Here is a 13,739-nt window from a genome sequence, read left to right as displayed (position 1 = left end):
AGACCCTGAGCCACCGGGCACGCCGGTGGCTCAGGGTAGGACGAACCGCCCGCACGGCGGACGCCGTGCGGGACACTCCTCGAATCAGCCCGCGGCCGCCTTCAGCGCGTCACCGAGCGCGGTGGCCTCGTCGGGAGTCATCTCGACGACGAGCCGGCCACCACCCTCCAGCGGGACTCGCATGACGATGCCCCGGCCCTCCTTGGTGACTTCCAGCGGACCGTCGCCCGTCCGCGGCTTCATCGCCGCCATGTTGTCTCCCCTCAGACCTACACCAGGGTCGGTGAGTTGCCCCACAGCCACTTCGCCATCGCCATCCGCAACCATCGCGGAAGGCTCGACCAACGATTTTCCCTGATGAACACCGCCGGACCCAAACCGAAGCAGCATTGATGTAACAGCATCTAGCTTATCTTGGATAGGCCTGTCACAATGTGCGGTCATGCAGGCACGGTCGGCACTCTTCGACCTGTACGGCGACCACCTCCGGGCCCGGGGTGGCCGCGCACCGGTCGCCGCCCTGGTCAAGCTGCTCGCCCCGCTGGGGATCGCCCCACCGGCGGTACGCACCGCGGTCTCCCGGATGGTCCGCCAGGGCTGGCTGGAACCGCTCCGGCTCGCGTCCGGACCGGGATATTCGATCACCCCGAAAGCGGCTCGTCGACTCGACGAGGCGGCGTCCCGGATCTACCGGACCGGACGGCACAGCTGGGACGGGCGGTTCGATCTCCTGGTGCTCACCGCGCCCTCCTCCCGCCGGGACCGGCAGCGGCTCGCCGCGAACCTCGCCTTCCTCGGGTACGGCACGCTCGACGACTGCACCTGGGTGGCCACCCGTCCGGGTGAGGACGTCGACCTGCTGCTCGACGAGGCGGGCGTGCGCTACGAGCGGTTCACCGCCGCGCACGCGGCCGGCACACCGGGCGCGATGGGCGTGGTCCGCCGCGCGTGGGACCTGGCCGAGATCGGGCGGGCGTACGAGCGCTTCGTGGCCGAGCAGAAGCCGCTGCTCTCCGGCGTCACGGTGCGCAGCAGCGACGAGGACGCGTACGCGGCCCGGTTCCGGCTCGTGCACGCGTGGCGTACGTTCCTGTTCCGGGATCCGCAACTGCCCCCGGCACTGCTGCCCGAGCGCTGGCCGGGCACCAGCGCGGCCAGTTTCTTCGACCGGCACGCGGCCCGGCTCCGGCCGGCCGCCGACCGGTACGTCGAGCAGTGCCTCGACGCCGGCAACCGCCTCGCCCGACAGAAGGGTCGTTAGAACGTGACCGAGCCGCTGCTCGTCGACCGCACCGACGCCGTCGTCACCCTGACGCTGAACCGCCCCACGGCGATGAACTCGCTCGACGTGGCGCTCAAGGAGGCGCTCCGGGACACGCTGGCCGAGCTGGAGACCGACAGATCCTGCCGGGCGGTCGTGCTCGCCGGCGCGGGCGGCTCGTTCAGCGCCGGGCAGGACCTGCGCGAGCACGTGCGGACGCTGGAGACCTCGGACGCCGACCCGCTGGCCACGGTCCGGGCGCACTACAACCCGATCGCCGCCCGGCTGGCCAACCTGCCCAAGCCGGTCGTCGCCGCGGTACGCGGGATGGCCGCCGGGGCCGGCGCCTCGCTGGCGTTCCTGGCCGACTTCCGCATCGGCGGCCCGAAGACCCGGTTCCTGATGGCGTTCGCCGGCGTGGGCCTCGCGGCCGACACCGGCGCCTCCTGGACGCTGCCCCGGCTGGTCGGTCACGCCAAGGCCGTCGAGTTGCTGATGCTCGCCGAGCCGGTCGGCGCCGACGACGCCTGCCGGCTCGGCCTGCTGACCAGGCTGGTGGACGACGACGAGCAGGTGCTCCCGACCGCGCAGGAACTGGCCGCCCGGCTCGCCGCCGGCCCGACCGTCGCGTACGGGGCGATCAAGCGCCAGCTCTCCATCGCCGACGCGGGCACGCTCGCCGACGCGCTGGCCGCCGAGGCACAGGCGCAGGCGATCTGCGGCGCCACCGCGGACCACCGGGCCGCCACGGCAGCGTTCGTCGCCAAGCAGAAGCCGGTCTTCGAGGGGCGCTGACCGCACCGGGAACGCGTCGCGCACCCGCTCAGCGGGCCACGTAGCCGCCGTCGATCGGGATGGTGTGCCCGGTGACCCAGGCCGCGTCGTCGGAGGCGAGGAACAGGACCACGCCCGCCACGTCGTCAGCGGTGGGGATGCCGGGCTTCGGGTTGAACGACTCCATCTGCCGGCGCATCTGCTCCGGGTCCGGCGCGTTCTCGATGAAGTGCTCCACGAGCGGCGTCATCACCACGGTCGGGGCGACCGCGTTGACGCGAATCCCCCGGGCGGCGTACTCGACCGCCGCGGAACGGGTCAGCCCGACGATGCCGGCCTTGGTGAACGTGTACGGCGAGATGTTGTCCTGCGCGGTCAGCCCGGCAGTCGACGAGGTGTTGACGATCGCGCCGCCGCCGGTACGCAGCATCGCGTCGATGGCGTACCGCAACACGTAGAACACCCCGTCGCCGTTGATCCGGCGGACCTTCTCCCAGTTCGCCAGGTCCATCTCGTGCAGCGCCTGCTGCTGCCCGTCGATGCCGGCGTTGTTGAAGACGACGTCGAGCCGGCCGTACCGGCCGACCGCCTCGGCGATGCCGCGCTCGACCGAGGTGGCGTCGCCGGTGTCCACGGTCACCGCGAGCGCGTCCGGCAGGCTCGCCGCCACCCGCTCGGCGCCCTCGGTGTTGATGTCGGCGATCACCAGCTTGGCGCCCTCGGCGGCGAACCGGCGTGCCGTCGCCTCGCCCAGGCCGGACGCCCCACCGGTCACCAGCACGACCTTGTCCCGGAACCGCATGGCACCCCCTCCACCACGCCGGCCGGCGCCGGCCCCTTCCCGGACGCTACCGCCCGTGACGGGGGGTCAGTCGTCCTCTTCCGGATCCTGGTTGGCCTCGACGCCCAGCACGAACGCCTGCATGGCCAGCTCGTCGCCGTACGGCGAGACGAACGCCGGCAGCTCCCGCGGGCCCAGCTCCTGCACGTAGGACCAGAAGATCCGGACCGCCTCGGCGCGCGACGCGGCCTCGATCGGCAGGTCCAGGCTGACCAGCCAGCTGCTGCGGGCGGGCGGCGGGCCGAGCCGGTCGGCCAGCGACCGCCAGCGGGCCGGGTCGAGCGCCACGACCGGGCCGTCCGGCGCCGGGCCGTCGACCGGCACCGGCTCGTCGAGCACCCGCCGGGTGTACGCGACCACGAGCGACCCGGCCACCGCGTCGGACTGCGGATCGTCCGGGTCCTCCCGGGTCTCGGACGACGCGAGCGCGACCCGGCCGAGGGCGACCAGGCGCAGCGGCTCGTCGACGAGCACCGCCACCCGGTCACCGGACCGGGGGCGGGCCGCCCCGGACAGCCCGGTCAGCTCCAGCGCGTCGTGGTGCACCAGCCGCTCGGCCTCGAAGCGCTCGGCGGGCAGCAGCACCGCCCAGGCTCCGGTCGTGGTCGCACCGTCTGTCGTCCCGCTCGTACGCGGCTCGGTGTCGGTCATGCCCCAATCCCATCACGCCGGAGGTGGGGCGCTCCGTCACACCCCGGCCCGGTCACCGCTCACGTGGCAGTCGGCCAGGTGGTCGTCGACCATGCCGGTGGCCTGCATCAGCGCGTAGGCGGTCGTGGGGCCGACGAACCGGAAGCCCCGCTTCTTGAGCGCCTTCGCCATCGCCACCGACTCCGGGCTGCTGGCCGGCACCTCGGCGAAGGACCGGGGACGTGCCGCCCGGGGTGGGGGCGCGAAGGACCAGAGCAGCGCCGAGAGTCCCTCCGGCAGCTCCGACGCGGCCCGGGCGTTCGCGATCGCCGCCTCGATCTTGGCCCGGTTGCGGACGATCCCGGCGTCGGCCATCAGCCGGGTCACGTCGGCCTCGCCGTAGCGGGCCACCGCGTCGATCCGGAAGCCGGCGAAGGCGTCCCGGAACGCCTGCCGCTTGCGCAGGATGGTCAGCCAGGACAGGCCGGACTGGAACGCCTCCAGCGTCAGCCGCTCGTAGAGCGCGTCGTCGCCGCGCAGCGGCCGGCCCCACTCCTCGTCGTGGTAGACGGCGTAGTCGGGGGTGCTCGCCCCCCACGCGCAGCGCGGCAGCCCGTCGGCGCCGGTCACCAGGTCAGTCACGGCGTCCACGGTAGGCCAGCCCACCGACAACCCCGGTCAGGGCAGGCGGCCCTGCTCGACCAGCCGGGCGAACTTCTTCAGCGCCTGCGTGAGGCTGAACTTCGAGCCGGGCCAGAGCACCGGCCACGCCACCCGGCCGGCCGGCCCGCCCGGCAGGTGGAACCACTCGTGCCAGACCACCTGCGTGCGGTCGCGGTCCATCGGGGTGCAGCGCAGCACGCCGGGGCCGCGCAGCAGCTTGCCGCAGTGCACCACGCCGACCTCGTACGGCGCGTCGACCCGGACCACCCGCATCTCGTCGCGGAGCACGGCCGGACCGAGCGCGGTGACCGCCTCGACGAGGCTGCCCTCGCCGCCGTCGCCCTCGACCACCCGGACCCGGGTCAGCGGGATCCAGTCCGACTGCCGCTCCCACGCGGTGAGCGCGGCGAACACGCGGTCGGCCGGGGCGTCGACGATCACCGTGGCGGTGACCTCGGCGGCGCCGCGGCGGGACGCGTCGGTGAAGTCGTCGGCCGGCCGGCCGGTGCCGGTCACGCCGACTCCGAGCGGACCACCGAACCGCGCTCCCGGTCGTCGTCGGCGGGCCCGGCCGCGATCCCGTTCGCCGGGGAGACGGTGTCCTCGGTCGCCGCAGCGGCCGGAGCCTCCGCCACGCCCGCCTCGGCCGGCGCGCGCCCCGGCTGCCCGTCGGCCTCGCCGCGGACCGGCCGGTCGGTGCCGGTGCGGGCCGGCGGCTCCGGCGCGGACAGGTCGATCACGACCGGCTCGGAGGTGGACGGGTCGGGCGCCTGCTCGGTCTCGGGGCGGGTCGCGGCGGCCTCCTCGCGCGCCCGGCGCAGCGCGTCGGCGTCCTCGGTACGCCCGTCCCGCAGAGCCGCGTTCTCGGCCTCCAGGACGCCGATCAGCTCGGTCTTGTAGCCGATGTCGTACGCGGCCCGGCGCAGCGCCGCGTCGACCTGGCTCATCCGGTAGCCGCGCAACGCCGTGTCGAAGCGGACGTCGGACACGTCCGACTCGTCGAGCGGACGGCTGCCGGGCAGCGGCACGGCCCGCCCGTCCGGCTCGGCCGGTGTGAGGCCCGGATCCTTGCCGGAGACCAGCACCGTCACCCCGAACACCACAGCCGCGACGGTCAGCGCGACGACCAAGAGGAGCAGAACCTCACCCATGCACAGATCGTGGCATGCGGGCCGGGATCGGGCGAGCCCTCCGAGACGTCCGGTCCGTAAATGCGTCCGGCGCACGGGACCGGCACGGGCCGCGCGGGCGGGACCGGATAGCGTCGGACCGGCCGGTGCGGTCCGGCGGCGAGGAGGCGGGCATGACCGGGGCGTTGCGGCTGGGTGGACGGACGTTCGGCCCCGGTGAGCTGGTGGTGATGGCGATCGTCAACCGCACCCCGGACTCGTTCTTCGACCGGGGCGCCACCTTCGCCCAGGACAGCGCGCTGCGCGCGGTGGAACGCGCGGTCGACGAGGGCGCCGAGATCATCGACATCGGCGGGGTGAAGGCCGGGCCGGGCGACGAGGTGGACGTGGCCGAGGAGATCCGCCGGACGGTGGACACCATCGCGGCGGTCCGGTCCGCCTTCCCCGATGTGGTCATCTCCATCGACACCTGGCGTGCCGAGGTGGCCGTGGAGGCGGTAGCGGCCGGCGCGGACCTGCTCAACGACACCTGGTCGGGGGCGGACCCGGCGCTGGCCCGGGTCGCCGCGGCGACCGGCGCCGGGCTGGTCTGCTCGCACGCGGGCGGGCTCGCCCCGCGTACCCGGCCGCACCGGGCCGCCTTCGACGACGTGGTGGCCGACGTGGTCGGCACCGTCACCGGGCTGGCCGAACGCGCGGCCGGGCTGGGTGTGCGCCGGGACGGCATCCTGATCGACCCGGCGCACGACTTCGGCAAGAACACCCGGCACTCGCTGGAGATCACGCGGCGGTTGGCGGAGCTGACCGGCACCGGCTGGCCGCTTCTGGTGGCGTTGTCGAACAAGGACTTCATCGGCGAGACGCTCGACCTGCCGGTGCCCGAGCGGCTGGAGGGCACGCTCGCCGCCACGGCGGTCTCGGCCTGGCTCGGCGCCCGGGTGTTCCGCGCCCACCAGGTCCGCGAGACCCGCCGGGTGCTGGACATGGTGGCGTCGATCCGGGGCGACCGGCCGCCGGCGGCGACCCGGCGCGGGCTGGCCTGACCGGCCGGCCCGGCGCGTCAGGTCCAGCGCAGGACGCCGCGCCGCCAGGCGTAGAGGATGCCGAGCGCGACGATCGCCACGAAGACGCCCATCTCCACGACCGTGGTGGCGCCGAAGCCGGGCCGGTCGAAGACCAGCGCCCAGGGGAACAGGAACACCGCCTCGACCGCGAAGAGCACGTACAGATACGCGTAGACGTAGTAGCGGATCTGCATCTGGGCCCAGTCGCCGCCGACCGGGTCGAGACCGCACTCGTACGAGGCCCGCTTGCCCCACGGCTCGGCCGGCCGGCTCGGACGTAACACCCGGTTCGCCGAGAACGCCGTCACGAAGAAGAGCACGGCGGCGAGCAGCAGCAGACCGAGCGTGGCGTACGAGCCGAGATATCCGGTCACGACCGGAGCGTACCGGTCCCGTCCAGATGTCCCGGACACGTTACGAATTTGTTTCCTCGCAGGACTAGTGCTTGATGGCAAGTATCACCGAATAATGGGATCTCATTGATCGTCCCGGAGGACAGATGCCCCGCCCCCGCGTTGCGCCCGTTCGGCGGGTCGCGCTCCGCCGTACCCTCGCACTCCTGGCGCCAGCGCTCGTCGCGGCGCTGGTGGCGGTGGTGCCGGCCGGGGCCGTCGCTCACCCGGGACCGGCCGCCGCGCTCCGGGTGATCGAGCCCGTCGAGCCGGGCGGCGACCCCGGCGGCGAGCCGACCGAGCCCGCGCCCACCGGCGAGCCGACGGACACCGCGACGGCCCCGCCGCCCACCGAGCCACCGCCGCCTCCGACCACGCCTCCGGCGCCGGTCACCACCTCGCCGGCCCCGCCGCCGACGAGCGCTCCCGCCGAACCGGCGCCGACCACCGCCGCGCCGGCCACCACGGCACCGGCGCCCCCGCCGGTCGTGCCGCCGGTCAAGACCCCGCCGCCACCGCCGCCGCAGCCGGCCGGCGGGCCCCTGGGGGTACGCGTGACCACCGGCGACGTGGTCCTCCCGCCGGCCTACTGGAACGCCGACGCCACGGTGGCCACGCTGCTGGTGACGGTGGCCAACACGGGCGGACGGGCGGAGCGGATCAGCCTCGGCTACACGCTGCCGCCGGGGCTGACCGACGCGGGCACCCCGGGTTGCGAGCCGGCCGGCGACGGCAACCACCGCTGCGTCGGGTGGGACGCCGAGCCGGGTGCCCGGTTCAGCGCGACCATCCGGGTCCGGGTCGACGGCGACGCCTGGCGGACCATGCCGCTGGCCGGATCGATCCAGGTCACCGCCGTCGCACCCGGGGTGACCGGCGCGGCGTACGACGACGAGGGCTTCGCGGTGCTGTTCCCGCCCGGGCCGCCGGTACCCGGCATCTCGCTGCGCGCCGAGGAGGTGCTGTTCGACATCAGCGGCGCGCCCAGCACGCTCACCGTCCGGCTGGGCAACACCGGCAAGGTCGACGCCGCGGGCCGGATCGAGGTGCTCCTGCCCGAAGGGGTGACAGTGGCCGGCACCGAGAGCGGCTGCGCCCCGGTGTCGGCCGACCGGACCCGCTGCGAGCTGGGCGCACTGGCGGCCGGGCGGACCGCCACCGTACGCCTGACGTTGGCCGCCTCGGCGGAGGCGCAGCGGCGGGCGCCGCTGTCCGGCGCGGTGATCGGCCGGCTGGATCCGCGTAGCGGGCGGGACCGGCAGGTGCAGATGAGCTTCCGGATCAGCGCCGCGGCGGCGGACGCCGTCCCGCCCGGCGGGGCGCCGGCTCCGACCGGTTCGCAGGGCGTGCTCGTCGCCGCCGGCGAACGGGACCGCGACGACACCTCGGTCCGGGGGACCGCCGTCGCGCTCATCGCCGTGTCCGGTCTCCTGGTCGTGCTCGCGCTGACGCTGGCGACCCGTTCGCTGCGCCGCCGCAGCGACATCACCGTGCCGGAGCGTCCGATCACCGACCGGTGATCATGGATATGTGGTGATCTGGGTTACGGGTCCAGGTACTAAACGCTGCAAAGCAGGGCATACAGCGGCCCGATCCAGTCCCATACGTCGGACCTCGACCAAGGTGGCCCTAACGTGGCGACGTAGGCTCTGACGTGAGAATCGGAGCGGGCCGGGCCGGCGAGGGCGACGGCGCTCAGTTAAGCGAGGTGCGGGTGTGACCAAGCAGATCCGTCAGCTGGACCGGGTGGTCATCCGGTTCGCCGGTGACTCCGGCGACGGCATGCAGCTCACCGGCGACCGGTTCACCTCGGAGACGGCGCAACTGGGCAACGACATCTCCACGTTGCCCAACTTCCCCGCCGAGATCCGCGCTCCCGCCGGGACCCTGCCCGGCGTGTCGAGCTTCCAGGTGCACTTCGCCGACTACGACATCCTGACCCCGGGTGACGCGCCGAACGTCCTGGTGGCGATGAACCCGGCCGCGCTGAAGGCCAACCTGGCCGACCTGCCGCGCGGGGCGGACATCATCGTCAACACCGACGAGTTCACCCGGCGCAACCTGGCCAAGGTGGGCTACGCGGCCAGCCCGCTCGACGACGACTCGCTCGCCGGGTACGCGGTGCACCCGGTGGCGCTCACCTCGATGACGATCGGCGCGCTGGCCGAACTCGACGTGTCCAAGAAGGACGCCGAGCGGGCCAAGAACATGTTCGCGCTCGGGCTGCTGAGCTGGATGTACTCCCGCCCGTACGAGTCCACGCTGCGCTTCCTGGAGCGCAAGTTCGCGGCCCGCCCCGAGCTGGTGGCGGCGAACGTGGCTGCGTTCCGGGCCGGCTGGAACTTCGGCGAGACCACCGAGGACTTCTCCGTCCGGTACGAGGTCAAGCCGGCCAAGATGCTGCCGGGCACCTACCGGAACATCACCGGCAACGCGGCGCTGTCGCTGGGCCTGGTAGCGGCAGGCGTGCGTTCCGGGCTGCCGGTGTTCCTCGGCGCGTACCCGATCACGCCGGCCTCGGACATCCTGCACGAGCTAAGCAAGCACAAGAAGTTCGGCGTGGTCACCATGCAGGCCGAGGACGAGATCGCCGCCGTCGGTGCGGCGCTCGGCGCCTCGTACGGCGGCGCTCTCGGCATCACCACCACCAGCGGCCCGGGCGTGGCGCTCAAGAGCGAGACGATCTCCCTGGCGGTGGCGCTGGAGCTGCCGCTGGTCATCGTCGACGTGCAGCGGGCCGGTCCCTCCACCGGCATGCCCACCAAGACCGAGCAGGCCGACCTGAACATGGCCCTGTACGGCCGGCACGGCGAGGCGCCCGTCGCCGTGATCGCGCCGAAGTCGCCGTCGGACTGCTTCCACGCGGCGCTGGAGGCGGCCCGGATCGCGCTGACCTATCGCACCCCGGTGATCCTGCTGTCGGACAACTACGTCGCCAACGGCTCCGAGCCGTGGCTGCTGCCCGACGTCGAGTCGCTGCCCGACCTGCGGGTCGAGTTCGCCACCGAGCCCAACGGCGAGGACGGCACCACGTTCCTTCCTTACCTGCGGGATCCGCAGACGCTGGCCCGCCCGTGGGCGGTGCCCGGCACGGCCGGCCTGGAGCACCGGATCGGCGGTCTGGAGAAGGCCGACAAGACCGGCGACATCTCGTACGACCCGGCCAACCACGACTTCATGGTGCGGACCCGGGCGGCCCGGATCGAGACGATCCCGGTGCCGGACGTCGAGGTGGAGGATCCGGACGGCGACGCCCGCGTGCTGGTGCTGGGCTGGGGCTCGACGTACGGGCCGATCGGCGCGGCCTGCCGTGGCCTGCGTCAGCGCGGGCTCTCGGTGGCCCAGGCCCACCTGCGGCATCTGGCCCCGATGCCGGCCAACCTCGGCGAGGTGCTGAGCCGCTACGACAAGGTGGTCGTGCCGGAGATGAACCTCGGCCAGCTCGCCCACGTGATCCGGGCGAAGTACCTGGTCGACGCGATCGGCTACAACCAGGTCCGCGGCCTGCCGTTCACCGCCGCCGAGCTGGAGACGATGCTGGAAGAGGTCCTGAAGAATGTCTGAGCCCGTCGCCCTCAAGCTCACCGCCAAGGACTTCAAGTCCGACCAGGAGGTGCGCTGGTGCCCCGGTTGCGGCGACTACGCCATCCTGGCGGCCGTACAGGGCTTCATGCCGGAGCTGAACATCCCCCGGGAGAACATCGTCTTCGTCTCGGGCATCGGCTGCTCGTCGCGTTTCCCGTACTACATGAACACGTACGGCATGCACTCGATCCACGGCCGCGCCCCGGCGATCGCCACCGGCCTGTCGGTGTCCCGGCCGGACCTGTCGGTCTGGGTGGTCACCGGTGACGGCGACGCGCTCTCCATCGGCGGCAACCACCTGATCCACGCGCTGCGCCGCAACGTGAACCTCAAGATCCTGCTGTTCAACAACCGGATCTACGGGCTCACCAAGGGCCAGTACTCGCCCACGTCCGAGGTCGGCAAGATCACCAAGTCGACGCCGGTGGGCTCGGCGGACGCCCCGTTCAACCCGCTGTCGCTGGCGCTCGGCGCCGAGGCCACGTTCGTGGCCCGGACGATCGACTCGGACCGCAAGCACCTCCAGTCGGTGCTGCGGGCCGCCGCCCAGCACGAGGGTTCGGCGTTCGTGGAGATCTACCAGAACTGCAACATCTTCAACGACGGCGCGTTCGACCCGCTGAAGGAGCCGGCCACCCGGGACGACTTCCTGATCCGGCTGGAGCACGGCCAGCCGATCACGTTCGGCAAGGACGGGCAGTTCTGCGTCGTCCACCCGCCCGGTGGCTTCGGGCTGGAGGTCCGGGAGACCGCGAACACGCCTGCCGACCAGATCGTCGTGCACGACGCGGGCGTGGCCGACCCGGCGTACGCGTTCGCACTGTCCCGCCTGCCCGGCCTGGACCTGAGCAACACCCCGATCGGGGTGTTCCGGTCGGTCGGCCGCCCTTCCTACGACAGCGTGGTGCAGGAGCAGGTCGCGGCCGCCAAGGCCACCGTCGACAAGACCCCGGAGGAGCAGCTCGCCGCGTTGCTCGGCAGCGGCGACACCTGGACGATCCTCTGATCCGCCGCTGACCCGTCACACGCGAAGGGCGGGCCGTTCCCCCGCGGAACGGCCCGCCCTTCACGTGTGTGTCGGCCCGGTCAGGCGGCCGCCGAGGCGGGCACCCACAGCTCGTCGACGGCCCGCTCGGCTGCGGCGAGGCTCTGCTCGAACAGCGGGATCAGCTCGGCCATCGCCGGGTTGACCGGGGCCAGGGTCAGCTCGGCGCAGATGAACCGCGGCTCCAGCCCGGTCAGGGACAGCCCGTGCGGCAGCCACGGCTCGGCGTGGTCCCAGCCCTCCCGCGGGGTGCCCGGGCCGTACCCGCCACCGCGGCTGACCAGGACGACGAACTGGCGGTCGCCGAGCAGCCCGGCGTTCGTCACCGGGTCGTACGCGATGCCGGGGGCGATCAGGTGGTCGACCCAGGACTTCACGCTGCTGGGCGCGCCGTAGTTGTAGAGCGGGAGCCCGAGCAGGACGGTGTCGGCCTGCTTCACCTCGGCCACCACCTCCTCGGTCAGCCGCCAGGACGCCTGCTGCTCCGGGGAGTGCTGATCCGGCGGCACCATGCGCGCGAGGCCGCTCGCCGTGTCGAGGTGCGGCAGCGGGTTCTGGCCCAGGTCGCGGTAGGTGACCGTGCCGTCCGGGTGGGCGGCACGCCACGCGGCGGCGGCGCGGGCGGTGAGCCGTCGGCTGATCGACCGCTCCCCGGTGATGCTGGAGTCGATGTGCAGTAGGTGTGCCATTGGTGATTCCTCCTCCGACGATCGTTCGTGTAGGACCAACTATTTATAGCAGGTCGATGTTCCCCGGGCCGCGTAAACTGGGTCACATGTCCGCCGCACCGGTCGAGGAGTCCGAGCGCCGCTCCGGGCCCCTGCTCGACCACCTGGCCCGGCGGATGCGGCTGCGCTCGGAGTCGGTACTCGCCCCGCTGGGCCTGCGCCCCCGCCACCTGGTGGCGCTCACCGTGCTGCGCGACGCCGGCGGAATCAGCCAGCAGGCGCTCGCCGGCACGCTCCAGATCGACAGCACGAACGTGGTCGGGCTGCTCAACGACCTGGAGGCGGACGGCCTGGCCGAGCGCCGCCGCTCCCCGGAGGACCGCCGCCGGCACGAGGTACGCCTCACCGAGGCGGGCACGAAGCGGCTGCGCGAGGCGGAGTGCGCCCTCGCCGGGGCGGAGGAGGAAGTCCTCGGCGCGCTGGCACCGGGCGAGCGGGACCTGCTCTACGACCTGCTGCGGCGGGCCACCCAGGGCCGGTCGTCGACCTGCGGCGAAGTGATCGCGGAGGGCGGCCCGGGCGCCTGCTGACCGCGGGCGCTCAGCGGGGTGAGGGTCAGATCGCGGTGGTGGCCTGCGGCCGGTCGTCCCGGACGTGGACGAGCATGTCGCCGGTCTCGATCACCGAGGCGGCACGGTCGTTGAGTGTGACCACCTTGCCCCGGCGGACCAGCGCGATGACCAGCGCCTCCAGCTCGCGCGGCGAGCGGCCCACCTCGCTGCGCTCGGCCGACCGCATGGCCAGCGCCATGCCCTGACCCGGGGTGAGCAGGTCCTCCACCACGTCGATCAGGGGCGGGGCCGAGGTGGACAGGCCGAGCAGCCGCCCGGCCGTGGCCGACGAGACGATCACGTGGTGCGCCCCGCTCTGCTTGAGCAGCGGCGCGTTCTCCGCCTCCCGGACCGCCGCGATGATGCGTACCTGGCCGGCGGTGAGCTGCCGGACCGTGAGCGCCACCAGCACCGACGCGTCGTCGCTGTCCGTCGCGATGATGACCGACTTCGCGGTACGCACGTGCGCCTGCTCCAGCACCGACGAGCGGGTCGCCGAGCCCTCGATCGTCACCAGCCCGTTGGAGGTGGCCTGCCGCAGCGCCGGCCCGCTCCGCTCGACCACCACGATCTTGGACTTGTCCGTGCCGTTCTCCAGCAGGGCGGAGACCGCGCTGCGGCCCTTGGTGCCGTAGCCGCAGATGATGACGTGGTCCTTCACAGTTCTCCTCCACCGCGACAGGCGACGGCCGGTGCGGTACTGCTCGGTCAGGACTTCCAGGGTGGTGCCGACCAGGATGATCAGGAACAGCACCCGGGCGGGGGTGATGAACAGGACGTTCGCCAGCCGCGCCGACGAACTGACCGGCGTGATGTCGCCGTACCCGGTGGTGGAGAGCGAGACCACCACGTAGTAGAAGCAGTCGAGCAGGGTCAGGCCGCTCTCGTCCACGTCGCGGTAGCCGTCGCGGTCCAGCCAGACCACGAAGACCGTGGCGAAGACCAGGCCGAGGGCTGCGAGCAGGCGCAGACTCAGCGCGCTCAGCGGCCCCCGCCGTTGCGCGGGAAAGTGGATCACCGTCGGTCCTGCTCCGCCACCTGCACGCCCACAAGATAACGGGTACGCCGGGATCCG

16 protein-coding genes are annotated in these 13,739 nt (G+C 73.0%); 7 read left to right on the top strand and 9 right to left on the bottom strand.

Annotated elements, in window-relative coordinates; translation table 11 throughout:
• Positions 1 to 84: 84 nt before the first annotated feature.
• Entirely contained in the window at positions 85 to 252 is a 168-nt protein-coding gene (locus SM452_RS20575; protein ID WP_013283866.1) for a DUF3117 domain-containing protein, read from the bottom strand.
• Between the two features lie 190 nt (positions 253 to 442).
• Between SM452_RS20575 and SM452_RS20570 the strand changes: the two genes are divergently transcribed.
• Both SM452_RS20570 and SM452_RS20565 read left to right on the top strand, forming a co-directional pair.
• The gene (locus tag SM452_RS20570) at positions 443 to 1,261 is read left to right on the top strand and encodes a PaaX family transcriptional regulator (RefSeq protein ID WP_018788949.1); all 819 of its coding nucleotides are present in this window, start codon (positions 443 to 445) and stop codon (positions 1,259 to 1,261) included.
• A gap of 3 nt (positions 1,262 to 1,264) precedes the next feature.
• Complete coding sequence (locus SM452_RS20565) at positions 1,265 to 2,056, top strand: enoyl-CoA hydratase/isomerase family protein (protein ID WP_194798738.1); 792 nt, start codon at positions 1,265 to 1,267, stop codon at positions 2,054 to 2,056.
• Between the two features lie 28 nt (positions 2,057 to 2,084).
• Here SM452_RS20565 and SM452_RS20560 read toward each other — a convergent pair whose 3' ends face one another.
• The 5 genes from SM452_RS20560 to SM452_RS20540 all read right to left on the bottom strand — a co-directional run bounded on the left by SM452_RS20560 (position 2,085) and on the right by SM452_RS20540 (position 5,320).
• Positions 2,085 to 2,837 (bottom strand): SDR family NAD(P)-dependent oxidoreductase, encoded by a 753-nt coding sequence (locus SM452_RS20560; protein ID WP_194798739.1) that lies wholly within the window; start codon positions 2,835 to 2,837, stop codon positions 2,085 to 2,087.
• A 66-nt stretch (positions 2,838 to 2,903) separates the two neighbouring features.
• The gene (locus SM452_RS20555; protein ID WP_463840511.1) at positions 2,904 to 3,527 is read right to left on the bottom strand and encodes a hypothetical protein; all 624 of its coding nucleotides are present in this window, start codon (positions 3,525 to 3,527) and stop codon (positions 2,904 to 2,906) included.
• Between the two features lie 36 nt (positions 3,528 to 3,563).
• Entirely contained in the window at positions 3,564 to 4,148 is a 585-nt protein-coding gene (locus SM452_RS20550) for a DNA-3-methyladenine glycosylase I (RefSeq protein ID WP_463840510.1), read from the bottom strand.
• 36 nt (positions 4,149 to 4,184) lie between these two features.
• Positions 4,185 to 4,685, bottom strand: coding sequence for an SRPBCC family protein (locus SM452_RS20545; protein ID WP_421499657.1), 501 nt, complete (start codon positions 4,683 to 4,685; stop codon positions 4,185 to 4,187).
• Positions 4,682 to 5,320: a DivIVA domain-containing protein gene (locus SM452_RS20540; protein ID WP_421499656.1), complete on the bottom strand. Its 639-nt coding sequence runs from the start codon at positions 5,318 to 5,320 to the stop codon at positions 4,682 to 4,684. The genes SM452_RS20545 and SM452_RS20540 overlap by 4 nt, the downstream gene beginning before the upstream one ends.
• A gap of 152 nt (positions 5,321 to 5,472) precedes the next feature.
• Here SM452_RS20540 and folP point away from each other — a divergent pair, with 152 nt between their 5' ends.
• Entirely contained in the window at positions 5,473 to 6,342 is an 870-nt protein-coding gene (gene folP / locus SM452_RS20535; RefSeq protein WP_463840509.1) for a dihydropteroate synthase, read from the top strand.
• 17 nt (positions 6,343 to 6,359) lie between these two features.
• Here folP and SM452_RS20530 read toward each other — a convergent pair whose 3' ends face one another.
• A complete protein-coding gene (locus tag SM452_RS20530; protein WP_030273665.1) occupies positions 6,360 to 6,737 on the bottom strand; it encodes an NADH-quinone oxidoreductase subunit A in 378 nt (125 codons plus the stop codon).
• A gap of 125 nt (positions 6,738 to 6,862) precedes the next feature.
• Between SM452_RS20530 and SM452_RS20525 the strand changes: the two genes are divergently transcribed.
• From SM452_RS20525 to SM452_RS20515, 3 genes are all read left to right on the top strand, one after another.
• Complete coding sequence (locus tag SM452_RS20525) at positions 6,863 to 8,275, top strand: hypothetical protein (RefSeq protein ID WP_269696072.1); 1,413 nt, start codon at positions 6,863 to 6,865, stop codon at positions 8,273 to 8,275.
• 196 nt (positions 8,276 to 8,471) lie between these two features.
• Complete coding sequence (locus SM452_RS20520) at positions 8,472 to 10,319, top strand: 2-oxoacid:acceptor oxidoreductase subunit alpha (protein WP_194798746.1); 1,848 nt, start codon at positions 8,472 to 8,474, stop codon at positions 10,317 to 10,319.
• A complete protein-coding gene (locus tag SM452_RS20515; RefSeq protein WP_194798747.1) occupies positions 10,312 to 11,346 on the top strand; it encodes a 2-oxoacid:ferredoxin oxidoreductase subunit beta in 1,035 nt (344 codons plus the stop codon). Before SM452_RS20520 ends, SM452_RS20515 begins: the two co-directional genes overlap by 8 nt.
• 80 nt (positions 11,347 to 11,426) lie before the next feature.
• Here the strand turns inward: SM452_RS20515 and SM452_RS20510 are convergent, their stop codons facing one another.
• The gene (locus tag SM452_RS20510) at positions 11,427 to 12,074 is read right to left on the bottom strand and encodes an FMN-dependent NADH-azoreductase (RefSeq protein ID WP_262012678.1); all 648 of its coding nucleotides are present in this window, start codon (positions 12,072 to 12,074) and stop codon (positions 11,427 to 11,429) included.
• Between the two features lie 86 nt (positions 12,075 to 12,160).
• On the opposite strand from SM452_RS20510, the gene SM452_RS20505 reads away from it, so the two are divergent.
• Positions 12,161 to 12,643, top strand: a complete 483-nt coding sequence (locus SM452_RS20505) for a MarR family winged helix-turn-helix transcriptional regulator (RefSeq protein ID WP_174361689.1) — start codon at positions 12,161 to 12,163, stop codon at positions 12,641 to 12,643.
• A 25-nt stretch (positions 12,644 to 12,668) separates the two neighbouring features.
• Here SM452_RS20505 and SM452_RS20500 read toward each other — a convergent pair whose 3' ends face one another.
• Positions 12,669 to 13,682: a potassium channel family protein gene (locus tag SM452_RS20500; RefSeq protein WP_135243166.1), complete on the bottom strand. Its 1,014-nt coding sequence runs from the start codon at positions 13,680 to 13,682 to the stop codon at positions 12,669 to 12,671.
• Positions 13,683 to 13,739 lie beyond the last annotated feature (57 nt).

Source organism: Micromonospora sp. SYSU B005 (assembly GCF_055362685.1).
The sequence above is the reverse complement of the archived record's forward strand: the minus strand, read 5'-3'. Positions and strand labels throughout refer to the sequence as shown.

Bases quoted from the DNA above. Each gene is read 5' to 3' on its own strand.
- SM452_RS20570 (WP_018788949.1), top strand. From the start codon at position 443: ATGCAGGCACGGTCGGCACTCTTCGACCTGTACGGCGACCACCTCCGG.
- SM452_RS20540 (WP_421499656.1), bottom strand. From the start codon at position 5,320: ATGGGTGAGGTTCTGCTCCTCTTGGTCGTCGCGCTGACCGTCGCGGCT.
- SM452_RS20525 (WP_269696072.1), top strand. From the start codon at position 6,863: ATGCCCCGCCCCCGCGTTGCGCCCGTTCGGCGGGTCGCGCTCCGCCGT.
- SM452_RS20575 (WP_013283866.1), bottom strand. From the start codon at position 252: ATGGCGGCGATGAAGCCGCGGACGGGCGACGGTCCGCTGGAAGTCACC.
- SM452_RS20515 (WP_194798747.1), top strand. From the start codon at position 10,312: ATGTCTGAGCCCGTCGCCCTCAAGCTCACCGCCAAGGACTTCAAGTCC.
- SM452_RS20505 (WP_174361689.1), top strand. From the start codon at position 12,161: ATGTCCGCCGCACCGGTCGAGGAGTCCGAGCGCCGCTCCGGGCCCCTG.
- SM452_RS20560 (WP_194798739.1), bottom strand. From the start codon at position 2,837: ATGCGGTTCCGGGACAAGGTCGTGCTGGTGACCGGTGGGGCGTCCGGC.
- SM452_RS20555 (WP_463840511.1), bottom strand. From the start codon at position 3,527: ATGACCGACACCGAGCCGCGTACGAGCGGGACGACAGACGGTGCGACC.
- folP (WP_463840509.1), top strand. From the start codon at position 5,473: ATGACCGGGGCGTTGCGGCTGGGTGGACGGACGTTCGGCCCCGGTGAG.
- SM452_RS20510 (WP_262012678.1), bottom strand. From the start codon at position 12,074: ATGGCACACCTACTGCACATCGACTCCAGCATCACCGGGGAGCGGTCG.